The organism is Ideonella sp. BN130291 (assembly GCF_036231905.1).
GTDB lineage: Bacteria > Pseudomonadota > Gammaproteobacteria > Burkholderiales > Burkholderiaceae_C > CAMLIZ01.
The window spans coordinates 270233-296749 of the sequence record NZ_JAZARE010000004.1; the positions used below are offsets into that span (position 1 = coordinate 270233).

General features: G+C 67.7%; 24 protein-coding genes and 1 tRNA gene. 15 read left to right on the forward strand and 10 right to left on the reverse strand.

The genetic code is table 11. The features are described 5' to 3' along the window. Nucleotides 1-153: 153 nt before the first annotated feature. From VPH43_RS10445 to lolA, 3 genes are all read left to right on the forward strand, one after another. A complete protein-coding gene (locus VPH43_RS10445; protein ID WP_328577626.1) occupies nt 154-825 on the forward strand; it encodes a Crp/Fnr family transcriptional regulator in 672 nt (223 codons plus the stop codon). Between the two features lie 79 nt (nt 826-904). Continuing rightward, nucleotides 905-3274, forward strand: a complete 2370-nt coding sequence (locus VPH43_RS10450; RefSeq protein ID WP_328577627.1) for a DNA translocase FtsK — start codon at nt 905-907, stop codon at nt 3272-3274. After that, nucleotides 3271-3879, forward strand: a complete 609-nt coding sequence (gene lolA, locus VPH43_RS10455; RefSeq protein WP_328577628.1) for an outer membrane lipoprotein chaperone LolA — start codon at nt 3271-3273, stop codon at nt 3877-3879. The genes VPH43_RS10450 and lolA overlap by 4 nt, the downstream gene beginning before the upstream one ends. 94 nt (nt 3880-3973) lie before the next feature. Here the strand turns inward: lolA and VPH43_RS10460 are convergent, their stop codons facing one another. Beyond that, nucleotides 3974-4438, reverse strand: coding sequence for a chemotaxis protein CheW (locus tag VPH43_RS10460; RefSeq protein ID WP_442909265.1), 465 nt, complete (start codon nt 4436-4438; stop codon nt 3974-3976). Nucleotides 4439-4627: 189 nt separating this feature from the next. Here VPH43_RS10460 and VPH43_RS10465 point away from each other — a divergent pair, with 189 nt between their 5' ends. The 6 genes from VPH43_RS10465 to VPH43_RS10490 all read left to right on the forward strand — a co-directional run bounded on the left by VPH43_RS10465 (nt 4628) and on the right by VPH43_RS10490 (nt 11199). After that, the gene (locus tag VPH43_RS10465; RefSeq protein ID WP_328577630.1) at nt 4628-5974 is read left to right on the forward strand and encodes a replication-associated recombination protein A; all 1347 of its coding nucleotides are present in this window, start codon (nt 4628-4630) and stop codon (nt 5972-5974) included. Nucleotides 5975-6149: 175 nt separating this feature from the next. Continuing rightward, nucleotides 6150-7073 (forward strand): branched-chain amino acid ABC transporter permease, encoded by a 924-nt coding sequence (locus tag VPH43_RS10470; RefSeq protein ID WP_328577631.1) that lies wholly within the window; start codon nt 6150-6152, stop codon nt 7071-7073. A gap of 13 nt (nt 7074-7086) precedes the next feature. Beyond that, on the forward strand, nt 7087-8175 hold the full coding sequence (locus VPH43_RS10475) for an ABC transporter permease subunit (RefSeq protein ID WP_328577632.1): 1089 nt from the start codon (nt 7087-7089) through the stop codon (nt 8173-8175). 13 nt (nt 8176-8188) lie between these two features. Next, nucleotides 8189-8965 (forward strand): ABC transporter ATP-binding protein, encoded by a 777-nt coding sequence (locus VPH43_RS10480; RefSeq protein WP_328577633.1) that lies wholly within the window; start codon nt 8189-8191, stop codon nt 8963-8965. Nucleotides 8966-8995: 30 nt separating this feature from the next. After that, nucleotides 8996-9718: an ABC transporter ATP-binding protein gene (locus VPH43_RS10485; protein WP_328577634.1), complete on the forward strand. Its 723-nt coding sequence runs from the start codon at nt 8996-8998 to the stop codon at nt 9716-9718. Between the two features lie 263 nt (nt 9719-9981). Further along, nucleotides 9982-11199 carry an ABC transporter substrate-binding protein gene (locus VPH43_RS10490; RefSeq protein WP_328577635.1) on the forward strand — a complete coding sequence of 406 codons (1218 nt, stop codon included), beginning with the start codon at nt 9982-9984 and terminating at the stop codon, nt 11197-11199. 6 nt (nt 11200-11205) lie between these two features. Here the strand turns inward: VPH43_RS10490 and VPH43_RS10495 are convergent, their stop codons facing one another. The 3 genes from VPH43_RS10495 to VPH43_RS10505 all read right to left on the reverse strand — a co-directional run bounded on the left by VPH43_RS10495 (nt 11206) and on the right by VPH43_RS10505 (nt 14606). Continuing rightward, on the reverse strand, nt 11206-12198 hold the full coding sequence (locus VPH43_RS10495; protein ID WP_328577636.1) for a Bug family tripartite tricarboxylate transporter substrate binding protein: 993 nt from the start codon (nt 12196-12198) through the stop codon (nt 11206-11208). 30 nt (nt 12199-12228) lie between these two features. After that, on the reverse strand, nt 12229-13344 hold the full coding sequence (locus tag VPH43_RS10500) for a Leu/Phe/Val dehydrogenase (protein WP_328577637.1): 1116 nt from the start codon (nt 13342-13344) through the stop codon (nt 12229-12231). A gap of 224 nt (nt 13345-13568) precedes the next feature. Next, the gene (locus tag VPH43_RS10505; RefSeq protein ID WP_328577638.1) at nt 13569-14606 is read right to left on the reverse strand and encodes a CDP-6-deoxy-delta-3,4-glucoseen reductase; all 1038 of its coding nucleotides are present in this window, start codon (nt 14604-14606) and stop codon (nt 13569-13571) included. 67 nt (nt 14607-14673) lie between these two features. Here VPH43_RS10505 and VPH43_RS10510 point away from each other — a divergent pair, with 67 nt between their 5' ends. Then, nucleotides 14674-15603, forward strand: a complete 930-nt coding sequence (locus VPH43_RS10510; protein ID WP_328577639.1) for an SDR family oxidoreductase — start codon at nt 14674-14676, stop codon at nt 15601-15603. A gap of 32 nt (nt 15604-15635) precedes the next feature. Here VPH43_RS10510 and VPH43_RS10515 read toward each other — a convergent pair whose 3' ends face one another. The 4 genes from VPH43_RS10515 to VPH43_RS10530 all read right to left on the reverse strand — a co-directional run bounded on the left by VPH43_RS10515 (nt 15636) and on the right by VPH43_RS10530 (nt 18322). Next, on the reverse strand, nt 15636-16679 hold the full coding sequence (locus VPH43_RS10515) for a S1C family serine protease (RefSeq protein ID WP_328577640.1): 1044 nt from the start codon (nt 16677-16679) through the stop codon (nt 15636-15638). Between the two features lie 94 nt (nt 16680-16773). Then, the gene (locus VPH43_RS10520; RefSeq protein ID WP_328577641.1) at nt 16774-17385 is read right to left on the reverse strand and encodes a rhomboid family intramembrane serine protease; all 612 of its coding nucleotides are present in this window, start codon (nt 17383-17385) and stop codon (nt 16774-16776) included. 105 nt (nt 17386-17490) lie between these two features. After that, nucleotides 17491-18084 (reverse strand): serine acetyltransferase, encoded by a 594-nt coding sequence (locus VPH43_RS10525; protein WP_328577642.1) that lies wholly within the window; start codon nt 18082-18084, stop codon nt 17491-17493. A 153-nt stretch (nt 18085-18237) separates the two neighbouring features. After that, nucleotides 18238-18322, reverse strand: a tRNA-Leu gene (locus VPH43_RS10530). A 92-nt stretch (nt 18323-18414) separates the two neighbouring features. Between VPH43_RS10530 and cysM the strand changes: the two genes are divergently transcribed. Genes cysM through VPH43_RS10545 form a run of 3 tightly spaced genes read left to right on the forward strand, consistent with a single transcriptional unit; the run spans nt 18415 to nt 20117 of the window. Continuing rightward, entirely contained in the window at nt 18415-19320 is a 906-nt protein-coding gene (gene cysM / locus VPH43_RS10535) for a cysteine synthase CysM (protein WP_328577643.1), read from the forward strand. A 12-nt stretch (nt 19321-19332) separates the two neighbouring features. Further along, the gene (locus VPH43_RS10540) at nt 19333-19875 is read left to right on the forward strand and encodes an NUDIX hydrolase (protein ID WP_328577644.1); all 543 of its coding nucleotides are present in this window, start codon (nt 19333-19335) and stop codon (nt 19873-19875) included. 14 nt (nt 19876-19889) lie between these two features. Beyond that, complete coding sequence (locus VPH43_RS10545; protein ID WP_328577645.1) at nt 19890-20117, forward strand: sulfurtransferase TusA family protein; 228 nt, start codon at nt 19890-19892, stop codon at nt 20115-20117. 3 nt (nt 20118-20120) lie between these two features. Here the strand turns inward: VPH43_RS10545 and galU are convergent, their stop codons facing one another. After that, nucleotides 20121-20987 carry a UTP--glucose-1-phosphate uridylyltransferase GalU gene (gene galU / locus VPH43_RS10550; protein ID WP_328577646.1) on the reverse strand — a complete coding sequence of 289 codons (867 nt, stop codon included), beginning with the start codon at nt 20985-20987 and terminating at the stop codon, nt 20121-20123. A 162-nt stretch (nt 20988-21149) separates the two neighbouring features. Here galU and VPH43_RS10555 point away from each other — a divergent pair, with 162 nt between their 5' ends. Continuing rightward, on the forward strand, nt 21150-22115 hold the full coding sequence (locus VPH43_RS10555; protein WP_328577647.1) for an NAD(P)-dependent oxidoreductase: 966 nt from the start codon (nt 21150-21152) through the stop codon (nt 22113-22115). Here the strand turns inward: VPH43_RS10555 and VPH43_RS10560 are convergent. Next, nucleotides 22069-24987, reverse strand: coding sequence for a valine--tRNA ligase (locus VPH43_RS10560; RefSeq protein WP_328577648.1), 2919 nt, complete (start codon nt 24985-24987; stop codon nt 22069-22071). The genes VPH43_RS10555 and VPH43_RS10560 overlap by 47 nt on opposite strands. 115 nt (nt 24988-25102) lie before the next feature. Between VPH43_RS10560 and VPH43_RS10565 the strand changes: the two genes are divergently transcribed. Next, nucleotides 25103-26488 (forward strand): S41 family peptidase, encoded by a 1386-nt coding sequence (locus VPH43_RS10565; RefSeq protein WP_328577649.1) that lies wholly within the window; start codon nt 25103-25105, stop codon nt 26486-26488. The last annotated feature ends 29 nt before the right edge of the window (nt 26489-26517 follow it).

Below are 26517 nucleotides of genomic sequence, written 5' to 3' on the forward strand. Positions count from 1 at the left end.
CAGGGCAGAAGTGTCTCGCAACTCTGACATGGGGTTCGAACCCAGTGGCAGCACCCCTGTCAATCGGCACAATTGAGAAATACTAGGAAAGTGCGGTAAAAGTGCCGAATCGGCCGTACCGCCTGCAACTTCAAGCCAGAGAGGGCCCCATCGATGTCCATGCTTTCGAATCTCGACCTGATCCGCCGGGTGCCGCTGTTCTCGATGCTGACGAACGACCAGGCGCAGGCGATCGCCGACAGCGTGGTCAAGCGGCGCTTTCGCCGCGGGGAAATCATCGTCGAGCAGGGCCGCAAGTCGAATGCGCTGTTCATCCTGCTCAACGGCCGGGCCCGGGTGCTCACCGCCGACTCGCGGGGCCGCGAGGTCATCCTGGCCGTGCTGCAGTCGGGCGACTATGTGGGCGAGATGAGCCTGATCGACAACGAGCCGCATTCGGCCACCGTGCGCGCCGAGGTGCAGACCGACATGCTCATCCTCGGCCGCGCCGAGTTCGCCCGCTGCCTGCCGGAGAACTCCAGCCTGTCCTACGCCATCCTGCGCGGCCTGGTGTCGCGCCTGCGCTCGGCTGACCGCCAGATCGAGTCGCTGGCCCTGCTGGACGTGTACGGCCGGGTCGCGCGCACGCTGCTGGACATGGCCGAAGAGGACAACGGCATCAAGATCATCCGCAACAAGGTCTCGCGCCAGGACATGGCCAAGATCGTGGGCGCCTCGCGCGAGATGGTCAGCCGCGTGATGAAGGACCTGGAGGAGCGCGGCGTCATCGAGACGCAGGAAAACGGCTCCGTGATCCTCAAGGAACGCCTGCACGGCGGCGAATAAGTCACTGCCGGCGCGTTGGTGACCGCTGGTCACCGGCTCGCCGCCTTCTCGCAAGGGTGCTTGATCCACAATCGCGCCCATGACGTTCCCGCTCGGTTCCCTGGGCGCTGATGGCAGCGCCGCATCCGGTTCCACCTACACCCGCAAGTCTTCGCCCCGCAAGGCGGCAGCGCCCGAACCCGCCGCCGTTCCCGCCTGGCGCACCCAGGCCGCGCTGGTGGCCGGTGCCGTGGTGTGGCTGCTGTTCGTGCTGGCCATGCTCAGCCACAGCATCACCGACCCCGGTTTCACCACCTCGGGTGATGGCAGCCCGCTGCACAACCAGGCCGGCTTGCTGGGCGCATGGCTGTCGGACCTGGCGCTGTTCCTCTTCGGCTATTCGGTGTGGTGGCTGGTGCTGGTGTCGGCCCGCGCCTGGCTCGGTGCGCTGGCGCGGCTGCTGCGCCATGAAGCCGGCCACGAGCCTCCCACGCCGGCGGCGAGGCTGGCGTTCTGGGGCGGCCTGCTGCTGTTGATGGCGGCCAGCACCTCGCTCGAATGGAGCCGGTTGTACCGCCTGGAAGGCCACCTGCCCGGCCATGCCGGCGGGGTGCTGGGCTACACGCTGGGGCTGTTCAGCACCAAGTGGCTGGGCTTTGCCGGCTCCGGCGTGTTCTGGATCGCCACGCTGGTGCTGGCCATGGCGCTGGCGCTGCGCTTTTCGTGGGTGCGGGTGGCCGATGCCATCGGCGCGCGGGTGGATTCCCTGCGCGACAAGCGCCAGGAGCGGCTGGAGCGGGCCGAAGACATCCGCATCGGGCAGCAGGCGCTGGCCGAGCGCGAGCAGGTGGCCGAGGTGGAACGCCAGGTGGTGGAGGAACACGGCCCCATCGTCATCGAGGCGCCGGTGATCGAGGTGCCGAAGTCCGAGCGCGTGGCCAAGGAGCGCCAGAAGCCGCTGTTCACCGATCCGTCGGACACCAAGCTGCCGCAGGTGGACCTGCTGGACGCAGCGCCCAGCCGGCTGGAGTCGACCGTGACGCCCGAGTCGCTGGAGATGACCTCGCGCATGATCGAGAAGAAGCTGCGCGACTTCGGCGTGGAAGTGCGGGTGGTGGCCGCTTCGCCCGGCCCGGTGATCACGCGTTATGAGATCGAGCCGGCCACCGGCGTGAAGGGCTCGCAGATCGTCAACCTCGCCAAGGACCTGGCGCGCAGCTTGAGCCTGGTGAGCATCCGCGTGGTGGAGACCATCCCAGGCAAGAACTACATGGCGCTGGAGCTGCCCAATGCCAAGCGCCAGACCATCAAGCTGGCCGAGATCCTGGGCTCCCAGGTCTACAACGACGCGGCTTCGCAGCTGACTATGGGCCTGGGCAAGGACATCATCGGCGCGCCCATGGTGGCCGACCTGGCCAAGATGCCGCACTGCCTGGTGGCCGGCACCACCGGCTCGGGCAAGTCGGTGGGCATCAACGCGATGATCCTCAGCCTGCTCTACAAGGCCGAGGCGCGCGACGTGCGGCTCATCCTCATCGACCCCAAGATGCTGGAGATGAGCGTCTACGAGGGCATACCGCACCTGCTATGCCCGGTGGTCACGGACATGAAGCAGGCCGGCAACGCGCTCAACTGGTGCGTGGGCGAGATGGAGCGGCGCTACAAGCTGATGAGCAAGCTGGGCGTGCGCAACCTGGCCGGCTACAACAAGAAGATCGACGATGCCGCGGCGCGCGGCGAGAAGCTGCCCAATCCCTTCAGCCTGACGCCCGAGGAGCCCGAGCCGCTGGAGCGCCTGCCCTTCGTGGTAGTCGTCATCGACGAACTGGCCGACCTGATGATGGTGGTCGGCAAGAAGATCGAGGAGCTGATCGCTCGCCTGGCGCAGAAAGCGCGCGCGGCCGGCATCCACCTGATCCTGGCCACCCAGCGCCCCAGCGTGGACGTGATCACCGGCCTGATCAAGGCCAACATCCCCACCCGCCTGAGCTTCCAGGTCAGCAGCAAGATCGACAGCCGCACCATCCTGGACCAGATGGGTGCCGAGGCCTTGCTGGGGCAAGGCGACATGCTGTACCTCACGCCGGGCGGCGGCCTGCCGGTGCGGGTGCACGGCGCGTTCGTCAGTGACGAGGAAGTGCACCGTGTTGTCGAATACCTCAAGTCGCAGGGCGAGCCGAACTACATCGAGGGCATCCTCGAGGGCGGCACGCTGGACGAAGCGGGGGGCGGTGACGGCAGCGGCGTGGGTGGCGACGGCGGCAATGGCGAAGCCGACCCGATGTACGACCAGGCCGTGCAGGTGGTCCTGCAGCACCGGCGTGCGTCCATCTCGCTGGTGCAGCGCCACCTGCGCATCGGTTACAACCGGGCAGCCCGTTTGCTGGAACAAATGGAGAAGTCGGGGCTCGTAACGGCCATGGCCACGAACGGGAACCGCGATCTGCTGATTCCGAAACGAGACGAATGAAAAACCTGCTTGCCGCCGCCTTGCTGGGCGGTGCCGTCTTTGCTGCCCATGCCGACGCGGTGGACTCGCTGCGTGAGTTCGTGCGCGAGGCCAAGACCGGCCGCGCCAGCTTCACCCAGACCGTCACCTCGCCCGACGGTGCGAAGAAAAAGAACTCCAGCGGCAGCTTCGAGTTCGCGCGGCCCAACCGCTTCCGTTTCAGCTACGCCAAGCCCTTCGAGCAGACCATCGTGGCCGACGGCCAGAAGGTGTGGATCTACGACGTGGACCTGAACCAGGCCAGCTCACGCAAGATCGGCCAGGCGCTGGGCGCCACGCCGGCGGCGCTGCTGGCCGGCGGCTCGCTCGACAAGGATTTCGACTTGAGTCCGCTGCCGGCCAAGGACGGGCTCGAATGGGTGCAGGCGGCGCCCAAGTCCAAGGACGGCGGCTTCCAGTCGCTGCACGTGGGCTTCAAGGGCAAGACCCTGGCCGCGCTCGAGATCGTGGACAACTTCGGCCAGCGCTCGCTCCTGCAATTCAATGGCGTGGCCACGAACGTGTCGATCGCACCTGAAAGCTTCAGCTTCACGCCCCCGAAGGGCGCGGACGTGATCGAGCAATGATGTCAGCCCCCGGCCGCGGCGTACCGCGGCTCCGTCCCCCCGAGGGGGCTTCCCCACGAGCTTGGGGCGGCCCGGCGCTCGCGGGGCCCCGCGCTCAGGCGTCCACCAAGCCCATCTCGGGGCTGAGCATCATCTTCTCGATGTCCATCAGGATCAGCATGCGCTCGAGCTCGCCGGTCTTGATCGTGCCCAGCCCCAGGATGTGATTGGAATCGATGCTGCCGTTGAACTCCGGCGCCGGCTTGACCTGATCGGCGCCCAGCTCCAGCACGTCGCTCACCGAGTCCACCACGATGCCCATGGTGCGGCCGGCGATGTTCATCACGATCACCACGGTGAAGCTGTTGTATTGCGCGTCCGCCAGGTTGAAGCGCAGCCGCATGTCCACGATCGGCACGATGGTGCCGCGCAGGTTCACCACACCCTTGACGAAGTGCGGCGCGTTGGCAATGCGGGTGGGCGGCTCGTAGCCGCGGATCTCCTGCACACGCAGGATGTCGATGCCGTATTCCTCGGCACCCAGCTTGAAGGACAACACCTCGCGCGGCACGCCCTGCATGGCGGCAGCCTGGCTGACGGCACGGGTTTCGCTGGTGGTGCTGGCACTCATGGTCGGGATTCCTTTGGACACGGATGAAGACGGACTCCCCAGTGTCACGCGCCCGCCCGTGGACGAAAGCGGCGAATAGCGGCCTCAGGCAGGCGCAATTCCAGCGCCGCCGGGCGCGCGCTGCACAATGCAAGAGCCATGTCCCAGGATGCCCTGTTCGATGACGATCCGCAGCCGGCCCGGCCGGCGGCCGCAGCCCCGGTGACGGCCACGCAGGCCCCGCTGGCCGAGCGGCTGCGCCCGCGCACCCTGGACGAGGTGATCGGCCAGCAGCACCTGCTGGGCCCCGGCAAGCCCCTGCGTGTGGCGTTCCAGACAGGCCGCCTGCATTCAATGATCCTCTGGGGCCCGCCCGGCGTGGGCAAGACCACGCTGGCGCGCTTGATGGCCGGCGCCTTCGACGCCCAGTTCATCGTGCTGTCGGCCGTGCTCTCGGGTGTGAAGGACATCCGCGAGGCGGTCGAACGGGCACAGGTGGCGCGCTCGGGCGGGCGCTATACCGTGGTGTTCGTGGACGAGGTGCACCGCTTCAACAAGTCGCAGCAGGACGCCTTCCTGCCGCATGTGGAATCGGGCCTGTTCACCTTCATCGGCGCCACCACCGAGAACCCGTCCTTCGAGGTGAACTCCGCACTGCTGTCGCGGGCCACCGTGCATGTGCTGAAGGCGCTGGACAACGACGACATGGTGGCGTTGGTGGAGCGTGCCCGGCAGGCGCTGGCCGCGCCGCCGCTCACCGATGCGGCGCGCCAGCGGTTGATCGGTTATGCCGACGGCGACGCTCGCCGGCTGCTCAACGCCTATGAAAACCTGGTGGCGCTGGCGGGCCCGGTGGCGGAGCTGGACGAGGGCGCCTTGGAGCGGGCGCTGGGCGAGCAGCTGCGCCGCTACGACAAGGGCGGCGAGCAGTTCTACGACACGATCTCCGCGCTGCACAAGGCGGTGCGCGGCTCCGACCCGGATGCCGCGCTGTACTGGCTGGTGCGCATGCTCGACGGCGGGGTCGATCCTCGCTACATCGCGCGCCGCGTGGTGCGCATGGCCAGCGAGGACATCGGCCTGGCCGACCCGCGCGCCCTGCGGGTGACTCTGGACGCTTCGGAGGTGTACGAGCGCCTCGGCTCGCCGGAGGGCGAGCTGGCCCTCGCTGAAGCCGTGGTGTACCTGGCGATGGCGCCCAAGTCGAACGCGGTCTACCAGGCCTTCAACGCCGCCAAGGCTTTCGTCAAGCAGGACGGCACCCGTCCGGTGCCGCTGCACCTTCGCAATGCGCCCACCAAGCTGATGAAGCAGCTGGACTACGGCCGCGGTTATCGATACGCGCATGACGAGCCGGATGGTTTTGCCGCGGGCGAGCGCTACCTGCCGGAGGGCCTGGAAACGCTGCGTTTCTACGAGCCGGTACCCCGTGGCGTGGAGGCCCGTATCGGGGAGCGGCTGGAGGAAATGCGCCGGCTGAATGCGGAGTCGAAGAACCCACGCTGAACGCGCGCGGGTTTGGTGAATTCGTCGCCGTCGCGGCGGGTAAGTCCGGGAGTTTGCAGGGAAACCCCCCACCTACAATCCCGCCCAGCCTGCACCGGGCCTTGGAGCCGTGCGACAGGCGAAGCCCGGCCCACCTCTTGCGTGCGCTGCGGCGGACAACCAGGAGACCTCCTCGATGGATACCTTAGTACAGCAGATCATCAATGGTCTGGTGCTCGGCAGTGTGTACGCGCTGGTGGCACTGGGCTACACCATGGTCTACGGCATCATCAACCTGATCAACTTCGCACACGGCGAGGTGCTGATGGTGGGCGCGCTGGTCTCCTACAGCGTCGTCACCGTGCTCAAGGACTCGGGCCTGCCCGGCTGGTTGATCTTGCTGATCTCGCTGATCGTCGCCATGGTCGTGTGCGCGGTGCTCAACTTCACCATCGAGAAGATCGCCTACCGGCCGCTGCGCAATGCGCCCCGCCTGGCTCCGCTGATCACTGCCATGGGGATGAGCCTGCTGCTGCAGACCCTGGCGATGATCATCTGGAAGCCGAACTACAAGCCCTATCCGATCCTGCTGCCCAGCGAGCCGTTCTTCATCGGCGGGGCGGTGATCAACACCACCCAGATCCTCATCCTGGTGGTCACCGGCGTCACACTGGCCGGCCTGATGTACTTGGTGAACCACACCCGGCTGGGTCGTGCGATGCGCGCCACCGCGGAGAACCCGCGCGTGGCCGGCCTGATGGGCGTGAAGCCTGACATGGTGATCTCCGCCACCTTCATCATCGGTGCCTGCCTGGCCGCGCTGGCCGGCGTGATGTACGCCGCCAACTATGGCTCCGTGCAGCACACCATGGGCTTCCTGCCCGGCCTGAAGGCCTTCACCGCCGCGGTGTTCGGCGGCATCGGCAATCTCGCCGGGGCCATGGTCGGCGGGGTGGCGCTGGGTGTCATCGAGTCCCTGGGGGCCGGCTACATCGGCATGCTGACCGGCGGCGTGCTGGGCAGCCACTACCAGGACATCTTCGCGTTCATCGTGCTGATCCTCGTGCTCACCTTGCGGCCGCAGGGCCTGCTGGGCGAACGCGTGGCCGACCGCGCCTGAAGGAACCTTCGCCATGAAGAACAAGTACGTCGTCTTCCTCATCTCGGCGGTTGCGCTGCTGATCCTGCCGCTGGTCTTCCAGCAGGCGGGCAACTTCTGGGTCCGCATCCTGGACTTCGCGCTGCTGTACGTGCTGCTGGCCCTGGGCCTGAACATCGTGGTGGGCTATGCCGGCCTGCTGGACCTGGGCTATGTCGCTTTCTATGCGGTGGGCGCCTATTGCCTTGGCCTGCTGGCGTCGCCCCAGCTGACTGAAAGCTTCGCGGCCATCCGCAGCAGCTTTCCGCAGGGCATCCACCTCTGGGTGTGGGTGGTCATCCCGATCGCCGCGGCGCTGGCCGGCCTGGCCGGCGTGCTGCTGGGCGCGCCCACGCTGAAGCTGCGCGGCGACTACCTGGCGATCGTGACGCTGGGCTTCGGCGAGATCATCCGCGTGTTCATCAACAACCTGGACTCGCCGATCAACATCACCAACGGCCCCAAGGGCATCGGCCAGATCGACTCGTTTCATCTGTTCGGCTTCAACTTCGGCAAGACGCACGAGTTCTTCGGCATCGACTTCAACTCGGTGACGATGTACTACTACCTGTTCCTCGCCTTGGTGGTGTTCAGCGTGATGATCTGCTACCGGCTGGAGCGCTCGCGCATCGGCCGCGCCTGGATGGCCATCCGCGAGGACGAGATCGCCGCCAAGGCGATGGGCATCAACACCCGCAACATGAAGCTGCTGGCCTTCGGCATGGGCGCCACATTCGGCGGCGTGTCGGGCGTGTTGTTCGCCACCTTCCAGGGCTTCATCTCGCCGGAATCGTTCAGCCTGCAGGAGTCGATCATGATCGTCGCCATGGTGGTGCTGGGCGGCATCGGCCACATCCCGGGCGTGATCCTGGGCGCGCTGCTGCTGTCCGCGCTGCCGGAGGTGCTGCGCTGGGTGTCCGGGCAGTTCGACCTGCAGATGATCACCGGCGGCCGGCTGGACGCCGCCATCCTGCGCCAGCTGCTGATCGCGGTGGCGATGATCGCCATCATGCTGATCCGCCCGCGCGGCCTGTGGCCCTCGCCGGAGCATGGCAAGGCCGCCCCCACGCCGGCCAGCAAGTGAGGAGCAGCACAACATGAGCGAATCGGTTCTCAAGGTCAGCGGCGTCTCCAAGCGCTTCGGCGGCCTGCAAGCCCTGTCGGACGTGGGCATCACGATCGAGAAGGGCCAGGTCTACGGCCTGATCGGGCCCAACGGTGCTGGCAAGACCACCTTCTTCAACGTGATCACCGGGCTGTACACACCCGACTCCGGCACCTTCGAACTCGGCGGTGCGCCCTACAAGCCCAGCGCCGTGCACGAGGTGGCCAAGGCCGGCATCGCGCGCACCTTCCAGAACATCCGGCTGTTCGCCGAGATGACCGCGCTGGAGAACGTGATGGTCGGGCGCCATGTCCGCACCGGCTCCGGCCTGCTGGGCGCGATGTTCCGCACGGGCAAGTTCAAGAGCGAAGAGGCCGCGATCGCCTCGCGCGCCCAGGAGCTGCTGGACTATGTGGGCATCGGCCGCTACACCGAATACAAGGCGCGCACGCTGAGCTACGGCGACCAGCGCCGGCTGGAGATCGCCCGCGCGCTGGCCACCGACCCCAAGCTGATCGCGCTGGACGAGCCGGCCGCCGGCATGAACGCCACCGAGAAGGTGGTGCTGCGCGAGCTGATCGACCGCATCCGCAAGGATGGCCGCACCATCCTGCTGATCGAACACGACGTGAAACTGGTGATGGGCCTGTGCGACCGGGTGACGGTGCTCGACTACGGCAAGCAGATCGCCGAAGGCACGCCTTACGACGTGCAACGCAACGAGAAGGTGATCGAGGCCTACCTAGGCGCCGGCCACACCGCACATTGAATCACCCCGGTCCAGCAGGAGCGACATCGAATGAGTGACAACCAAGTACTGCTGCGGGTCAATGGCCTGAAGGTGGCTTATGGCGGCATCCAGGCGGTCAAGGGCGTGAGCTTCGAGGTGCGCCAGGGTGAACTGGTCAGCCTGATCGGCGCCAACGGCGCCGGCAAGACCACCACGCTGAAGGCGATCACCGGCCTGCAGCCGGTGGCCGCGGGCGACGTGGAGTTCATGGGCAAGTCCATCCGCGGCCAGGGGTCCTGGGACCTGGTGAAACAAGGCCTGGTGATGGTGCCGGAAGGCCGTGGCACCTTCACCCGCATGACGATCACCGAGAACCTGCTGATGGGCGCCTTTGTGCGCCGCGACACCGAGATCGACGCCGACGTGGAGAAGGTGTTCAGCATCTTCCCGCGTCTGAAGGAGCGCCGCGCCCAACTGGCCGGCACCATGTCGGGCGGCGAGCAGCAGATGCTGGCCATGGGCCGCGCGCTGATGGCCCGGCCCAAGGTGCTGCTGATGGACGAACCCTCGATGGGCCTGTCGCCCATCATGGTGGACAAGATCTTCGAGGTGGTGAACGACATCCACAAGCAGGGCACCACCATCCTGCTGGTCGAGCAGAACGCCAGCCGCGCGCTGCAGCTCGCCAACCGCGGCTACGTGATGGAGTCGGGCGAAGTCACCATGAGCGGCGAGGCCAAGGCGCTGTTGAACGATCCGAAGGTCCGCGCGGCGTACCTCGGGGAAGCCTGAACGGCTTCTCCTCGGCGCGCCGCTTGCGGCCGAACGTGGGCTCCCCCGCGCCCCCTCCAAGAGGGCGCTCCAGCATGACATGGGAGCCGGCTTGCCAGCCGGCGCCACTTCGCGGGCTGAGCACTATTGCCACCGTGGGATCACGGCTGCTGTCCGGACCGAACATTCGTCACACCAGCAGGGGTCTTCCCTAGGCATCTCTTCAAGCAGGCTGTAAGCCAATGGCGCCTACGCTGCCTGCTCGCAGCAAGAGGAGACGTTCCATGAAGCCTTCCGTCCCGTTCCTGGCCCTGGCTTCGGCCTTCGTGCTCGCCACAGGCACTGCCCAGGCGCAGGCCCCGGTGGGGTCTGGCAAGCCGCTGCGGGTGGGGTTTGTCTGCCCGTTCACCGGCGGGTCGGCCGACTTCGGCAACAGCGCCCGCCTGGGCGCGGAGCTCGCCGTCAAGGAAATCAACGAGGTGGGCGGTTATGTCGGCCGCAAGCTCGAACTGGTGGCACGCGACGACAAGGCCAACCCGGACGCCGGGCGGGCCATCGCGGAAGAGCTGGTGCTCAAGGAGAAGGTGGACTTCACGGTTGGCTACTGCAACACCGGGGTGGCGATGAAGTCGCTGGACGTGTTCCAGGACCACAAGCACCTGCTGATGGTGCCGGTGTCCACCGGCTCGGCGGTGACCGCCAAATACCCGGCGGCTGACAGCTTCATCTTCCGCATGTCACCCCGCGACACGCTGCAGGCGGCCTTCCTCGTCAACGAGATCGTGGACAAGCGCGGGCTGCACAAGGTGGCGGTCTTTGCCGACAAGACCGGCTACGGCCAGGGCGGCCTGAAGGACGTGGAGAAGTTCCTCGCCGACAAGGGCCTGAAGCCGGTGTACGTGGCCAGCTTCGAGCTCGGCGTCAAGAGCCTGGTGGATGAAGCGAAGGCCGCGAAGGCGGCTGGGGCCGATGCGATCGTCGGCTACACCGTGGGCCCCGAGCAGGCGGTGCTGGCCAAGGCGCGGGCGGAGGCTGGATTCACCGGGCCGCTGTTCGGGCCCTGGCCCCTGTCCTTCCGCACCGTGTGGGACCAGTCCGGCGGTGCGGCCGAGGGGTCCATGGTGGTCCAGTCCATCATCCAGGACCTGTCCAACGAACGCCGCTCATCGTTCATTGCTCGCCTGAAGCGCCATGCCGGCGACCAGCGCATCGGCTCGCTGATGGCCGCGGCGCAGAGCTACGACGCGGTGCACCTGATGCTGCGCGCGGTGTTCCAGACCCACGGCGACACCTCCGGCACGGCCTTGAAGGCGGCGCTGGAGAACTTCGAGAAGCCGTACGCGGGCGTGGTGACCACGCACGACCGGCCCTTCTCCATCAGCGACCATGACGCGTTCTCGATGAACATGATCTGGCTGGGCGTGTGGCGCAAGGGCGAGGTGCAGTTCTACTACCCGGAAGACGCCAAGCGGGCCAGCGTGATCCGGCGCAAGACGTCCTGAGCCGGATCAGTCGACCTTCGCCCCCGAGCGCTTCACCACCTGCTCGTACTTGGCCAGTTCGGCCTTCACGAACTGGCCGAACTGCTCCGGCGTGGTGGGCGAGGGTTCGGCGAGCAGCGCCGCCATGCGGGCCCTCACGTCGGGCGCGTTGAGTGCGTCCACGAAGGCCTTGTTCAGGCGCTGGGTGACGTCTGCCGGCAGCCTGGCCGGGCCGAACAGCCCGAACCAGGTGTTCACGTCGAAGCGCGCCAGCCCGAGCGACGCGCCGGCTTCGGCGATCGTGGGCAGATCCGGCATCGGGCTGGAGCGGCGCGTGGTCGTGACCGCGACCGCCTTCAGCTTGCCGGCCCTGATGTTGGCGGAGGCGGCCGCCAGGTTGTCGAAGTTCAGGTCCACCTGGCCGGACAGCAAGGCCAGCTGCGCCGGGTTGGCGCCGGCGTACGGGATATGCACCATGAAGACGCCGGCCTGCGTCTTGAACATCTCGCCCGCCAGGTGGCCCGCGCTGCCATTGCCACCGGAGCCGTAGTTCAGCTGGCCGGGGTGCGCCTTGGCATAGGCCACCAGGTCGGCGAGGGAGCGGACACCGAGGCGCTGCGCCGTCTCGGTGTTCATCACCAGCACGTTGGGCACCTCCGCCACGCGGGTGATGGGCGTGAAGTCGCGCACCGGGTCGTACGGCAGCTTGCTGTACAGCCAGGGGTTGATCGCGTGGGTGGCCACGGCGCCCATCACGATGGTCAAGCCGTCGGGCGGCGCCTTGGCCACCAGGTCGGCGCCCAGGTTGCCACCCGCGCCCGGCTTGTTGTCCACGACCACGGTGCCCAGCGTGTCCTTCACCTTGTCGGCGAGCAGGCGCGCCACCGCGTCCAGTGGCCCACCGGGCGGGTAGGGCACCACCAGCCGGATCGGCCGGCCGCCCGGTTGGGCGAAGGAGACGCTGGCGTTCAGCGCCGTGAGCGCGACGAAGGGCAGGGCGAGCAAGGGGCGGCGTTTCATGCCACCCAGCCTACCTCAGCCCATTCGTCCTCAGGCAGCCCGCAGCTTGGAGCGCGCCCAGGCGTCGGAGGCGCGGGCGGGCGTCTGGCCACTGGCGGTGGCCCGGTCCAGCAACTCCAGCACACGTTCGCGGATGCGGCTCACTTCAGTCATCACGGCCTTTTCCTCGCCTTCGCCGCGGTACTCCCGCGCCACGCTGACGATGCCGCCGGCGTTCACCAGGTAGTCGGGCAGATAGAGGATGCCGCGTGCGTGCAGCGCGTCGCCATCGGCCGGCGTGGCGAGCTGGTTGTTGGCCGCGCCGGCCACGATGCGGCTGCGCAGCGTGGGGATGCTGGCGCTGTTGAGCACCGCGCCCAGCGCACAGGGTGCCAGCACGTCCACCTCGGCCGAGAGAATCTGCTCCACCGGCAGCACCTCGGCGCCGAAGCGCGCCCGCGCCTCGTCCACCCGCACCGGGTTCACGTCGGCCACCACCAGGGTTGCGCCCGCGTCGTGCAGGAACTGCGCGAGGTGCATGCCCACCGCGCCCAGGCCCTGGATGGCCACACGCACACCGTCCAGCGAGTTGCGCTGCAGATGGCGCATCACGCCGGCCTCGATGGCCACGAACACGCCCCAGGCGGTCTTGGGCGAGGGGTCGCCGCCGAAGGCACCGTCGCGCGGAATGCCGCTCACGAAGCCGGTGTGCTGCTGCACCTGCCGCATGTCGGCGGTGGTGGTGCCCACGTCTTCGGCAGTGATGTAGGCGCCGCCCAGCGATTGCACCGCGCGGCCGAAGGCGGCGAACAGGGCTTCGCGCTCGGCGGCGTCATTGCGCCAGCCGGCCGGCTTGAGGATCACCGCCTTGCCACCGCCGAAGGGCAGGTCGGCCATCGCGTTCTTCAGGCTCATGCCCTGGGCCAGGCGCAGCGCATCCGTCAGCGCGGAGGCTTCATCCGCGTAGTTCCAGAAGCGGCAGCCGCCAAAGGCCGGGCCGCGGGCCGTGCTGTGCACGGCGAGGATGGCCTTCAGCCCGCTGGCGGGGTCCGCCACGAGCAACACACGTTCATGCGGTGGCTCGTCGGGCAGGCCGAACAGGGAGGTGAGGGCGGGGGCGGTGGCGGCGGCCGGAATGGCGCGCGCAAGATCGATGATCGCGTTCATGGCGAAGACGGCACTCGTGATGCGTGAGGAACGTCCGGCAGGGCGCCGGACGGCGTTGCCGCGGCTTGTGGCCGCGGCGGCGCGAGCTTAACGCAGCGGTGTTCGCAACAGGAAATGCCGTCTGTGCATCGGGTGATGCTCACGCGCCGTGTGTGTGTCTGCGGCCGGCGCGTTGCGCCTTCACGTCACTGGCGCGACATGAGCCTGCTACGCAAGCACGCCGCCTACGCGCCGTGCTTGTCGGCCTCGGAGGTGAAGGCGTCGGCGTAGAACTCGTCTTCCGGCAAGCCGCAGCGGGCGACGAAGTCGCGCTTGGCGGACTCCACCATGATCGGCGCGCCGCAGGCATACACCTGGTGGCCGGAGAGATCCGGCAGGTCCGCCATCACCGCCTGGTGTACGAAGCCGGTGCGGCCGGTCCAGGCCTCGTCGGGCTTGGCTTCGCTCAGCACCGGCACGTAGCTGAAGTTCGGCATTTCAGCGGCCATCTGCAGGGCCCAGTCGTGCAGGTACAGGTCCGCTTTGGTGCGGCAGCCCCAGTACAGAACCGCGGGGCGGGTGATGCCCTTGTGGCGCAGGTGTTCGATGATGGCTTTCAGTGGCGCGAAGCCTGTGCCGCTGGCCAGCAACACCATCGGCTTGTCGCTGTCCTCGCGCAGGAAGAAGCTGCCGAACGGGCCTTCCACGCGCAGGATGTCCTTTTCCTTCATGGCACCGAACACGTGGTCGGTGAACTTGCCACCGGGCATGTGGCGGATGTGAAGCTCGATGCCCGGCGTCTGGGCCTGGGTGTGCGGCGCATTGGCCATCGAGTAGCTGCGCCGCGAGCCGTCACGCAGGATGAACTCGACGTACTGACCGGCGTGGTACTGCATCACCACGTTGGCCGGCAGTTGCAGGCGCAGCAGGGTCACGTCGGGGGCAGGGCGGGTGAGGCTGGCGACACGGGCCGGCATCTTCTGGATCGGGAATTCGCCCGCGCCCGGCACGGTGCGCGCTTCCACCACGCAGTCGGTCTGGGGCGCGGCACAGCAGGTGAGCACGAAGCCGGCTTCTTCCTCCGCGTCGGAGAGCGCCTTCTGCTGGTGCACACCGTGGATCACCCGGCCTTCGAGCAGCTTGCTCTTGCAGCTGCCGCAGGCGCCGTCCTTGCAGCCATAGGGCAGGCCGACACCGGCGCGGATGGCGGCAACGAGGATGGGCTCGTCGCGCTGCACTTCGAAGGTGCGGCCGGAAGGTTGGACGGTGACGGTAAAGCTCATGGTGGGGATGCACGACCCGTAAACTGGTTCGCAATTCTGCCCGCTTCCCGTGTCACCCCTTTCCACCGTGTCCATTCCTTCCCGCCTGCGCCGCCCCACGTTGCTGATCATCGGTTGCGGGGACGTGGGCCTGCGCGTGGCGCGCCTGCTGCGCGGTCGCTACCGGTTGCTGGGCCTGACCTCCAGCCCGGGGCGCCGTGATGAGCTTCGCGCGGCCGGCGTGCGGCCGCTGCTGGGTGACCTCGATGACCCCGCGAGCCTGCAGCGCCTCGCCGGCCTGGCCGACGCCGTGCTGCACCTGGCCCCGCCGCCCGCACAGGGCGAGCGTGACACGCGCACCGCCCATCTGCTGGCCGCGCTGGGCCGCAAAGCGCGGGTGCAGCGGCTGGTGTATGGCAGCACCACCGGCGTGTACGGGGACCGTGGGGGCGCCTGGATCGACGAAACGGCAGCGCTAGCGCCCCAGACGGCCCGCGCACTCCGGCGGGTGGATGCCGAGGCGCGGCTGCGTTGGTATGGCCGTGCCTTCGGGGCGCGCGTCAGCCTGTTGCGCATCCCGGGCATCTACGCGGTCGACCGCGAAGGCGGGCATCCGCGCGAGCGCCTGCTGCAGGGCTTGCCGGTGCTGCGGCAGGCGGATGACGTGTACACCAACCACATCCACGCTGACGACCTGGCCCGTGCCTGCGTAGCCGCACTGCACCGCGGCAAGCCGCAACGCGTGGTGCACGCCAGCGACGACACCGAGTTGCTGATGGGCGACTACTTCGACCTGGCCGCCGACCTTTGCGGCCTGCCACGCCCACCCCGCATCAGCCGCGAGGACGCGCGCACGGTGATGTCCCCCATGCGCGTGAGCTTCATGAGCGAATCCCGCCGCCTGCACAACAGCAGGCTCAAGGGCGAACTGCGTCTGCGCCTGCGCTACCCCACCGTCGCAGACGGTTTGTCAGTCAAGTTGGAACCCCCTCCTGGAGGGGGGCAGGGGGAGCCGTAGGTTCACCCGAAGGGATCGAGCGCCGCAGGCGCTCAGATCCCTTGCGCATGTTTCAACGTCGTCATCCGGTCCACCGTCTTCATCGTGACCCGCCGGGCCTCGTCCCCGCGCCGGATGTCCAGGGTCACCTCGCGTTCCGGTTGGCCGCCGTCCCACAACTGCTTCCACAAGGTGGCCAGTTCGCCGACCTCGGTGCCGTCGATGCGCAGGATGCGGTCGCCGGGCTGCAGCCCCGCCACCGCAGCCGGGCTGTCGTTGCTGACACGCACCACGCGCACGGCGCCGCCGAGCTCGATGCAGTTCACGCCCATCCAGGCGCGCCGGCTGCGCGCGGACATGCCCTGGGCGCGCAACTCGCCCAGGATGGGCTTGAGCAGGTCCACCGGCACGAACATGTTGCCCGGCAGCCGCGGCCCCTGCTCGCCCATCGCGTCGTGCACCAGCAGCGAGCCGATGCCGAGCAGTTCGCCGCGCGCGTTGAACAGGGCCGCACCGCTGTGGTCCATGCGCGCTGGCGCGGTGAAGAGCGCGTTGTCGATGTGGTATTCCCAGAAGCCGGAAAACGCCCGCTGCGACACCAGGCGGGCCAAGCTGATGCCGCCTTGCTCGCCGCCGCTCACTACCATCAGCGGTTCTTCCGCCTGCAGCTGTTGTGCATCACCCAGCGGCACCGGCTCCAGGCGCAGCGGCGCCAGCGCCTGCACCAGGCCGAACCCGGTGTCCTGGTCGTAGGCCACCACCCGCGCGGGCAGCTCGCGCCCGTCGTCCAGCAGCAGCTGCACCTGGTCGGCTTCGATGATGAGGTAGCCGATGGTCAACACCAGGTCGTCCGGCCCGATCACCACGCCCGAGCCCTGGCGCGCGGGGCCCAGGCTGTCGGTGGAGCGGGCGCCTTCCACCGCAATCGCGCGCACACCCACCACCGCGTCGCTGGCGCGGCCCAGGGCACGCGACTGCGCCTCGTCTCCCGGCTCCGGCCCGGCCAGCGCGCCGACCCAGCTCAAGGCCGCCAGCAGGCACAAGGCCCAACGGATCCAGACGGAGCGTGACGTGGGCGGGCGGGCGGTGGAACGCATGGCGAACTCCAAAGGCATGCGCAGGTGCATGCCTTGAGTAGCACAGGTCGTACCCGCTGGTATGCGCGTCGTCAGCCCGACGCCAGTGCAGCGATCAGTGAAAGCGCCGCGGGCCTCCGCGGCCACCAAAAGGGGGGCGGCCACGCCAGTAGAGGATCATCAGGTAGCCGCCCAGCATGCCGCCCAGATGGGCGAAATGGGCGACACCGCTGCCGCCCGACAGGCCGAACAGCAGCTCCAGCACGCCGAACACGATGACGAAGGTGCGCGCCTTCATCGGGATCGGGGGGAACAGCGGCATGATGGTGCGGTGAGGGAACAGCATGCCAAAGGCAAGCAGCAGCCCGAACAGCGCCCCGGAGGCTCCCAAGGTGGGCGACAGCGATCCCGTGATCAGCGTGAACACCAGCTGCACGGCGGCGGCCGAGAGCACGCTGGCCAGCAGGAACTGCATGTAGCGCTTGTCACCCCACAGCCGCTCCAGCTCGCTGCCGAACATCCACAGCCCCAGCATGTTGAAGAACAGGTGCAGCGGATCGCCATGCAGGAAGGCATAGGTGACCGGCTGCCAGGGCATGAAGCGGCCGCTCTCCGCCGGCCACAGGGCCAGCCAGGTCACGAGGGGAACGGGGAGCAGCAGCTGCACGCAGAACACGGCGGTGCACAGCAGCATGAGGAACTTCGTGACCGGTGGCAGGGGCGGCATGCTCGCAACGTCGCTGTGTAGCGAAGGGGCGCGCCGATCGGCGCGCTCGCCTTCAGGAAGGGAGTGGCGATTCTGCCAGTTCGTGTGGAGTTGGCCTGGCTGGCGTCAAACCCGCTCTGCCGGTGGCTGATGGCCAGGCCGCAGGCCCTCGAGCACTGCCGGGTCCGTCACCGGCTTGAAGGCACCAGAATCAAAATACGCCCAACCACCCTGGTGCCAGGTATAGAAACGATTGTCCAGGCGGGTGGTCTGGCGCACTTCCTGCGTCCCGTGGGTGACCACGCAGTCGGAGGCCACGTCTTTCATAACGACAGCGTTGGCCGCTATCCGAACGCGATGCCCGATCTTCACGTTGCCGATGACTTTGGCGCCCGCGCCAATGTAGCAATCGTCGCCGATGGTTGGCGCACCGAAACCCCGTGAGCCAGCCACGGTGTTCGAGCCGATGGTGACCTGTTGGAAGATCACACAATTGCGGCCGATGCTGGCGCCCCCGGAGATGAAGATACCGAGCTCGCCGTGCGGGAAACACGGCTCTCCGTCGAAGCGGGCGTTCCACGCGATCGAGCTGGCCTGGGCGTGCTGGAACGCCGCGTGCAACGCGATGAGCAGGCGCTTGAGCACACCATGACGCTGGCGCCCGATGGCCACCCGCAGTGCATGCCCGTTGCCGAACGTTGCACGAACGATCAGTTCCACGATCACTGCTGGAAGCTCCCTGCTTTGGCCGACGTCCGCGCCGAGCGATCCCTGGTCGGACCATCCAGCGGCGGGATTTGCCTGTGGTGAGCCCGGCCGCTTTGCCGTGCCGGCGATGCTGGCGCAAAGCTGCAGGGCCTGCTCGATTGCCTGTGGTGCCGAAGGCCGGACTCGAACCGGCACGCCTTGCGGCGGGGGATTTTGAGTCCCCTGCGTCTACCGATTTCGCCACTTCGGCCGGTAGGCAACGTCAAGGCGCGGATTATGGCATGCGGCCTGCGCGCCCCCGGGGCTGCTGCCACAATGCGCCCCGGAGGAAGGATGTCCCGCATGCCGTTGTACAAGACCCTCGAAGACGCCATCGGCCACACGCCGCTGGTGCGCCTGCAACGTGTGCCCGGTGCGGAGAACGATCGCCGCGGCAACGTCATCCTCGCCAAGCTGGAGGGCAACAACCCGGCGGGTTCGGTGAAGGACCGGCCCGCGATCAGCATGATCAAGCGTGCCGAGGAGCGCGGCGACATCCGCCCGGGCGACACGCTGATCGAGGCCACCTCCGGCAACACCGGCATCGCGCTGGCGATGGCCGCGGCGATCCGCGGCTACCGCATGGTGCTGATCATGCCGGAGGACCTGTCGGTCGAGCGCGCCCAGACCATGAAGGCGTTTGGCGCGGAGCTGGTGCTCACGCCGCGCTCCGGTGGCATGGAATACGCCCGCGACCTGGCCGAGCAGATGGAAAAGGACGGCAAGGGCCGGGTGCTCGACCAGTTCGCCAATGCGGACAACCCGCGCGTGCACTACGAAACCACCGGGCCGGAGATCTGGCAGGACACCGAAGGCCGCATCACGCACTTCGTGAGCGCCATGGGCACCACCGGCACCATCACCGGCGTGTCGCATTACCTGAAGGAGCAGAACGCGCAGGTGCGCATCATTGGCGCCCAGCCGTCGGAGGGCTCCCGCATCCCCGGCATCCGCAAGTGGCCCGAGGCCTACCTGCCGAAGATCTACGAGCCCAAGGCGGTGGACGAGATGGTGTACGTGAGCCAGGCCGACGCCGAAGAGATGGCCCGCCGCCTGGCGCGCGAGGAAGGCCTGTTCGGCGGCATCTCCGCAGCAGGCGCCTGCTGGGTGGCGCTGCAGGTCGCCGCCACGGTGGAAAACGCCACCATCGTGTTCGTGGTCTGCGACCGCGGCGATCGTTACCTGTCCACCGGCGTGTTCCCCGCCTGAGCGAGCGACCCCATGGCCTTCGAATACCGCTACTGCCCGCAGTGCGCCACGCCGCTGCAGACCATCACGCTGGACGAGGACGGCGGGCCCAAGGCGCGCATCCGCTGCCCGGCCTGCGACTTCACGCACTGGAACAACCCGACGCCCGTGCTGGCCGCGGTGATCGAGTGCGGTGACCGCGAAGGCCGGCTGCTGTTCGCCCGCAATGCGGCCTGGCCGAACAAGAATGCCTTCGGCCTGATCACCGGCTTCATGGAGGCGGGCGAGACGCCTGAAGAGGGCATACGGCGCGAGGTGGCGGAGGAAACCGCGCTGGAGGTGGACGCGCTCAAGCTGATTGGCGTGTACGACTTCCAGCGCATGAACCAGATCATCATCGCGTACCACGCGCTCGCGCATGGCGAGATCCGCCTGTCGCCGGAACTGGTGGAGTACAAGCTGGTGGCGCCGCACGAGGCCATGTGCTGGCCGGCCGGCACCGGCTATGCCCTGGCGGACTGGCTGCGTTCGCGCGGGCACAATCCCGAGTTCATCGAATGGCCCCGCAAGGGCTGAAGCCACGCACCACCATGCAAGCGGACCGAGAACTCGACACCCGCGGGCTCACCTGCCCGCTGCCGATCCTGAAGGCCAAGAAGGCCTTGGCCGACATGGCCAGCGGCCAGATCCTGAAGGTGGTGGCCACCGACCCGGGGTCGATGCGGGACTTCCAGGCTTTTGCGCGCCAGACGGGCAACGACCTGGTGGAGCAGACGACGCAGGCGGACGAATACATCCACTTCCTGCGCCGCCGCTGAACCTTAGAGTTCCAGCGTCTTCAGGTAATCCCGGAAGCCCGGGCCCAGCTGCGGGTGAGCGAGCGCCAGCTCTACGTTGGCCTGCAGGAAACCGTCCTTGCTGCCGCAGTCGTAGCGCTTGCCTTCATAGCGGTAGGCAAACACCTTTTCGCGCCGCAGCAGGCCGGCGATGCCGTCGGTGAGCTGGATCTCGCCGCCCACGCCGCGCGGCTGGTGCGCGATTTCATGGAAGACGCCCGGCGTCAGGATGTACCGGCCAGCGACGCCCAGGCGCGATGGGGCGACTTCGGGCTTGGGCTTTTCCACGATGCGGGTCACGTCCATCAAGCGGTCGTTCACCTGCGAACCGGCCACGATGCCGTAGCGGGCGGTGTGCTCGGCGGGCACTTCCTGCACCGCCAGGATGGAGGCGCGCCAGTCGGCAAACTGCTCCACCATCTGCTTGAGCACCGGCGGCGTGCCCACCATCAGGTCGTCGGCCAGCAGCACCGCAAAGGGATGGTTGCCCACCAGGCGCTGGGCACAGAGCACCGCATGGCCCAGGCCCAGGGCCTGCGCCTGGCGCACGTAGATGCATTCCATGTCGTCGGGTTTGACCGAACGCACGGTGTCCAGCAGTTCCTGCTTGCCCGCCTGTTCGAGGGCTACCTCGAGCTCGAAAGTCATGTCAAAGTGGTCTTCGATCGGGCGCTTGTGGCGGCCGGTCACGAAGATCATTTCCCGCACACCCGCCGCATACGCCTCTTCCACGGCGTACTGGATCAGCGGCTTGTCCACCACCGGCAGCATTTCCTTGGGCTGGGCCTTGGTGGCCGGCAGAAAACGCGTACCGAGACCGGCCACTGGGAAGATCGCCTTCTGGACTAACATTTACTTACAATCCTTGCTGAGGAGTCGGAACCGATTGTGGCATTGGCATTTGGAGTGCCCACCCCGTGCGCCCGACTGCCGACCGCCGTTGCCTTGCTTCATTGCCCGCCGGTCTGGGGGCTCCAGCCTTCCATGAGACCTTTGGGCGGAACCTGAATTGCCATGTCGGTGCTGATCGTTGAACCGCTCGATGCGGAGGTGATGGGCTGGCTCGCCGAGCGCCACCCGGTGCGCTATGCGCCCGAGCTGGCGCGCGAGCCGCGCGAGTTCCGCCAAGCGCTGTTCAATGTGCGGGCGCTGGTGCTGCCGCCTTCGGTGACGCTGGATTCCCAGGCGCTGCACTACGCGCCGGTGCTCAAGGCGGTCGGCCGGGTGAGCGCCGGTGCGGAAAACATCGACCTCGAAGCCTGCACCCGCGCCGGCGTGGAAGTGGTGCGCAGCCTCAACGCCACCGCCCAGGCGGAGGCCGAGTTCATGATCGGTGCATTGCTCGCCATGCTGCGGCGCGTACCGGTGCGCAGCGAGGACGGCCTGCTCGTGGGCCGGGAGCTGAGCAGCGCGACCGTCGGCCTGATCGGCATGGCGCAGGCCGCGCGCTCCATGGCGGAGCTGCTGCAGCCCTTCGGTTCCCGCCTCATCGGCTACGACCCCGCGGTGCATGCCTCCGACGGCCTGTGGGCGCGCTGGGGGGTGGACCCGGTGGGCCTGCGCGAGCTGCTCGAGCGCAGCGACGCGGTGTGCGTGCAGCTGCCTTACTTCACCCGCTACCACGGCCTGCTGGGCGAGCGCTTCCTGCAGCACTGCAAGCCCAACCAGGTGATGGTGAGCATCGCGCCCTCGGCCCTGTTCGACGAAGCGGCGCTGGCCAAGGTGCTGGACAGCGGCCGCATGGCCGCGGCCTGGTTCGACAGCCTGGAGCCGGGCACCCTGGACCCGGGGCGCCCGCTGCACGACATCGACACCCTGCAGATCACGCCGCGCGTGGCGAGCACCACGCGCGAGTCCCGCGTGCGCAGCGCCTGGGCGGTGGCCCGCCGCATCGACGAGATCCTCACCGCAGCGGCACCAGCGCGCAACAACTTCAGGCCGACGGCACCAGGCGGCGAAGTTGATCTTGCAGCCGAGTGAGGGTTTGGGTGAAGTCGGCCAGGCGCTGACGTTCCTGCTCCACCACGGCCGCCGGCGCACGCGCCACGAAGCTGTCGTTGCCCAGCTTGGCCTGCGCCTTGGCGATCTCGCCCTGGATGCGCTCGCTTTCCTTCGTGAGCCGCAGGGTTTCGGCGGCCACGTCGATCTCCACGTGCAGCGCGAGGCGCACGTCGCCCTGCACCACCACCGGTGAGGCCTGCGTGGCCTCGGTGAACGCCACTTCGTCGGCTTGCACCCGCACCTCGCTCAGCTTGGCCAGCGCCTTCAGCAGTGGCGCGGCCGCTTCGATGAACCCGGTATCCCCCAGCGTCACCAGCGGCACGCGGTCGCCGGGTGACAGGCTCATCTCGCTGCGCAGGCTGCGCACCGCAAAGGCCACCGCCTTGAGCTTGGCCATCCAGGCGTCGGCTTCCGCGTCCACACGGCTCAGGTCCGCCTTGGGGTAGGGCGCGGTGACGATGCTTTGCGCATCGCCAGCCGCCTTGCGGCCGGCCACCACCGCCACACGCTCCCACAGCTCGGCCGTGATGAAGGGCGTGATCGGGTGCAGCAGGCGCAGCACGGTTTCCAGCGTGCGGATCAGGGTGCGCCGTGTGGCGCGCTGCTGCGATTCGTCGCCCGTCTGCAGCTGCACCTTGGCGATCTCGATGTACCAGTCGCAGTACTCGTCCCACACGAAGGAGTAGATCGCGTTGGCCACGTTGTCCAGCCGATAGTCGGCGAAGCCCTGTTCCACCGCGGCTTCCACCCGCTGCAGTTCGCTGCTGATCCATTTGTCGGCATGGCTGAAGCGCATGTAGCCGTGGAAGGGTCCGCCGGGTTCGCATTCGGCCTTGCTGTGCTCCTTCAGGCCGCAGTCCTGGCCTTCGGTGTTCATCAGCACGAACTTGGTCGCGTTCCAGAGCTTGTTGCAAAAGTTGCGGTAGCCCTCGCAGCGCTTGGTGTCGAAGTTGATGTTGCGGCCGAGGCTGGCATAGCTGGCCATCGTGAAGCGCAGCGCATCGGCGCCGTAGGCCGGCATGCCCTGTGGGAACTCCTTCTTCACGCGTGCGGCCACCTTGGGCGCTGTCTCCGGCTTGCGCAGGCCCACGGTGGATTTCTGCACCAGCGTGTCCAGGTCGACGCCCTGGATCAGGTCCACCGGGTCGATCACGTTGCCCTCGGACTTGCTCATCTTCTTGCCTTCGGAGTCGCGCACCATCCCGTGGATGTAGACCGTCTCGAAGGGCACCTTGCCGGTGAAGTGGGTCGTCATCATGATCATGCGAGCGACCCAGAAGAAGATGATCTCGTAGCCCGTGACCAGCACGCTGGACGGCAGGAACATCGACAGTTCCTTGGTTTGCTCCGGCCAGCCCAGTGTGGAAAAAGGCACGAGCGCAGAGGAGTACCAGGTGTCCAGCACGTCCTCGTCGCGTTTGAGCTGCGGGCCGGCGGCACGGCGGTTCTCCAGCAGGCGCAACTGGGCGTCGTCCTTCGCAGCGCGCGCCGCGGCCAGCTGGTTGTCCAGCTCAAGCTGCCATTTCTGCGCGGCCTCACGCTCGTCGCGGCCCACGAACACGTTGCCCTGTTCGTCGTACCAGGCGGGAATCTGGTGGCCCCACCACAGCTGGCGCGAGATGCACCAGTCCTGGATGTTGTTCATCCACTGGTTGTAGGTGTTCACCCACTGCTCGGGCACAAACTTCACCCGCCCGTCCTGCACCACCTCGATCGCCTTCTCGGCGATGCTCTTGCCGTCGCGGCCGGGCTTGCTCACCGCCACGAACCACTGGTCGGTGAGCATGGGCTCGATGACCTGGCCGGTGCGGGCGCAGCGCGGCACCATCAGCTTGTGCTTCTTGGTGTCCACCAGCAGGCCCTGCGCCTCCAGGTCGGCCACCACCTTCTTGCGCGCCACGAAGCGGTCCAGCCCGCGATAGGCCGGGGGCACCTCGTCGTTGGTCTTTGCGTCCAGCGTGAAGATGGTGATCATCGGCAGTTGGTGGCGCAGGCCGACCTGGTAGTCGTTCTGGTCGTGCGCGGGCGTCACCTTCACCACGCCGGTGCCGAACTCGCGGTCCACGTATTCGTCGGTGATCACGGGGATGGTGCGGCCGGTGAGCGGCAGCTGCACCCGCTTGCCATGTAAGCCGGTGTAGCGCGCGTCCTCCGGGTGCACCATCACCGCGGTGTCGCCCAGCATGGTCTCGGGCCGGGTGGTGGCGACCACCAGCTCGCCCGAGCCGTCGGCCAGCGGATAGCGGATGTGCCAGAGGAAGCCGTCTTCCTCCTCGCTTTCCACCTCCAGGTCGGACACGGCGGACTTGAGCACCGGATCCCAGCTCACCAGGCGTTTGCCGCGGTAGATCAGGCCTTCTTCGTACAGCTTGACGAAGGTGTCCACCACCACGGTGGACAGCTTCTCGTCCATCGTGAAGTACTCGTGCTGCCAGCTCACGCTGGCGCCCAGGCGGCGCATCTGCTGGGTGATGGTGGAGCCGGACTGCTCCTTCCAGTCCCACACGCGCGCCACGAAGTTCTTGCGGCCGAGGTCGTGCCGGCTCTGGCCCTGCTGCTGCAGCTGGCGCTCCACCACGATCTGCGTGGCGATGCCGGCATGGTCGGTGCCCGGCACCCACAGCGTGTTGTGGCCCTTCATGCGGTGGTAGCGCGTCAACGAGTCCATGATGGTCTGGTTGAACGCATGGCCCATGTGCAAGGTGCCGGTCACGTTGGGCGGCGGCAGCTGGATGCTGAAGGAGGGCTTGCCTTCGTCCAGCGTCGGCTTGTAGACGCCAGCGCGCTCCCACAGCGGCGCCCAATGGGCCTCGATGGCGGCGGGTTCGAAGGATTTGGCGAGGTCGGTCATGGGAGCCCTGGGCGAACGGCCGGGTTGGTGCTGTCAACGCACGGCGCTGTTTTACATTGCAGGAAGGTCACCGATTTTAGGGTGAGGCCCAGCGCCCGCCCGGCAAGGGAGAGCTATGGACACAACAGGGACTCATGGCGCACGCTGGCGTGCCGGGCTGTCGGGCGCGGCGCTCGCCGTGCTCGCCGCATGTGGTGGTGGCGGCAGCAGTGCGCCGGTGGTGGAAGCGCCGCAGAGCTGCTCGGTCGCCGACCAGAACGTCTGGCTGCGCGACTACATGAGGGATTGGTATTTCTGGTACGGCCTCAGCCCCAGCCCCGATCCCGTCGCCTATACCTCCGTGGACAGCTACTTTCAGGCCTTGCTGTACCCCGGCCCCGCACAGGGGACGACATCGGCGTTCCCTGCCGACCGCTGGAGCTTTACCCAGCCGACCGCCGAGCATGAGCTCTTCTTCGGCGAGGGCAAGACCCTGGGGTATGGGCTGTTCGTCGCCGGCCTCGAAATCCTCGACCACCCTGAGCAACCACTGCGCGTGCGGTTCATCGAGCCGAAGTCGCCCGCCGCCCTTGCGGGCCTTCAACGGGGCGAGCAGATCCTCAGCGTGAACGGCCGCCCCGCCAGCGAGCTGGCCGCCGCCAACGACTTCTCCGCATTGACACCCGCGGCGGCCGGCGACCTGTTGACACTGCAGGTGCGCAATGCATCCGGCGACCGCACCATCACCCTCGTGGCCGGTGTCTATGACCTCACGCCCGTCACCAACACCAGCGTGGTGAACAGTGGCGGACGGAGCGCGGGCTATCTGGTGCTGAAGGATTTTGTAGACCAGGCGGTGCCGTCGCTGGAGTCAGCGTTCTCCAGCTTCAAGGCGGCTGGCGTGACCGACCTGGTGCTGGACCTGCGCTACAACGGAGGCGGGCTGGTGTCCACCGCCAGCACCCTGGCGTCCTATGTCGCGGGCTCGCGTGCGGACGGCCAGGTCTTCGCCTCGCTGCTCTACAACGACAAGCACAGCAGCAGCAACGCCAGCTACCGCTTCGCCTCGCTCGCGTCGGCGCTCGGCGTGAGCCGGGTCTACGTGCTGTCGGGCCAGCGCACCTGCTCGGCCAGCGAGCTGGTGGTCAACGGCCTGCGGCCCTTCGTGGATGTGGTGCTGATCGGCGGCACCACCTGCGGCAAGCCGGTGGGCTTCCTGCCGATCGACAACCAGTGCGGCACCACCTTCAACGTGGTGAACTTCGAGTCTGTCAACGCGAACAACCAGGGCCGGTATTTCGATGGCTTCCAGCCCACCTGCGCGGTGGCGGACGACCTCGACCATCCGCTGGGCTCGCCCAGCGAGGCCTTGCTGGCCGGTGCGCTGCAGTATGCGCAGACCGGGACCTGCCCCCCGGTGCAGGCGCAGACGGCCCATGCATTGCGTTTGAAGGCGACACAGCGGCGCACACCCATGCGCAGCACCGAACCCGGCGAACACGCCGGCATGGTCGTGCGCTGAGCCGCTGGCCGGGTGCCGAGGCAGCGGGC

Bases quoted from the DNA above. Each gene is read 5' to 3' on its own strand.
- VPH43_RS10480 (WP_328577633.1), top strand. From the start codon at position 8,189: ATGAGCGAATCGGTTCTCAAGGTCAGCGGCGTCTCCAAGCGCTTCGGC.
- VPH43_RS10520 (WP_328577641.1), bottom strand. From the start codon at position 17,385: ATGCCGCCCCTGCCACCGGTCACGAAGTTCCTCATGCTGCTGTGCACC.
- VPH43_RS10545 (WP_328577645.1), top strand. From the start codon at position 19,890: ATGCAAGCGGACCGAGAACTCGACACCCGCGGGCTCACCTGCCCGCTG.
- VPH43_RS10485 (WP_328577634.1), top strand. From the start codon at position 8,996: ATGAGTGACAACCAAGTACTGCTGCGGGTCAATGGCCTGAAGGTGGCT.
- VPH43_RS10470 (WP_328577631.1), top strand. From the start codon at position 6,150: ATGGATACCTTAGTACAGCAGATCATCAATGGTCTGGTGCTCGGCAGT.
- VPH43_RS10495 (WP_328577636.1), bottom strand. From the start codon at position 12,198: ATGAAACGCCGCCCCTTGCTCGCCCTGCCCTTCGTCGCGCTCACGGCG.
- lolA (WP_328577628.1), top strand. From the start codon at position 3,271: ATGAAAAACCTGCTTGCCGCCGCCTTGCTGGGCGGTGCCGTCTTTGCT.
- VPH43_RS10515 (WP_328577640.1), bottom strand. From the start codon at position 16,679: ATGCGTTCCACCGCCCGCCCGCCCACGTCACGCTCCGTCTGGATCCGT.
- VPH43_RS10505 (WP_328577638.1), bottom strand. From the start codon at position 14,606: ATGAGCTTTACCGTCACCGTCCAACCTTCCGGCCGCACCTTCGAAGTG.
- galU (WP_328577646.1), bottom strand. From the start codon at position 20,987: ATGTTAGTCCAGAAGGCGATCTTCCCAGTGGCCGGTCTCGGTACGCGT.
- VPH43_RS10565 (WP_328577649.1), top strand. From the start codon at position 25,103: ATGGACACAACAGGGACTCATGGCGCACGCTGGCGTGCCGGGCTGTCG.
- VPH43_RS10560 (WP_328577648.1), bottom strand. From the start codon at position 24,987: ATGACCGACCTCGCCAAATCCTTCGAACCCGCCGCCATCGAGGCCCAT.
- VPH43_RS10445 (WP_328577626.1), top strand. From the start codon at position 154: ATGTCCATGCTTTCGAATCTCGACCTGATCCGCCGGGTGCCGCTGTTC.
- VPH43_RS10450 (WP_328577627.1), top strand. From the start codon at position 905: ATGACGTTCCCGCTCGGTTCCCTGGGCGCTGATGGCAGCGCCGCATCC.
- VPH43_RS10465 (WP_328577630.1), top strand. From the start codon at position 4,628: ATGTCCCAGGATGCCCTGTTCGATGACGATCCGCAGCCGGCCCGGCCG.
- VPH43_RS10540 (WP_328577644.1), top strand. From the start codon at position 19,333: ATGGCCTTCGAATACCGCTACTGCCCGCAGTGCGCCACGCCGCTGCAG.
- VPH43_RS10490 (WP_328577635.1), top strand. From the start codon at position 9,982: ATGAAGCCTTCCGTCCCGTTCCTGGCCCTGGCTTCGGCCTTCGTGCTC.
- cysM (WP_328577643.1), top strand. From the start codon at position 18,415: ATGCCGTTGTACAAGACCCTCGAAGACGCCATCGGCCACACGCCGCTG.
- VPH43_RS10500 (WP_328577637.1), bottom strand. From the start codon at position 13,344: ATGAACGCGATCATCGATCTTGCGCGCGCCATTCCGGCCGCCGCCACC.
- VPH43_RS10460 (WP_442909265.1), bottom strand. From the start codon at position 4,438: ATGCAGGGCGTGCCGCGCGAGGTGTTGTCCTTCAAGCTGGGTGCCGAG.
- VPH43_RS10555 (WP_328577647.1), top strand. From the start codon at position 21,150: ATGTCGGTGCTGATCGTTGAACCGCTCGATGCGGAGGTGATGGGCTGG.
- VPH43_RS10475 (WP_328577632.1), top strand. From the start codon at position 7,087: ATGAAGAACAAGTACGTCGTCTTCCTCATCTCGGCGGTTGCGCTGCTG.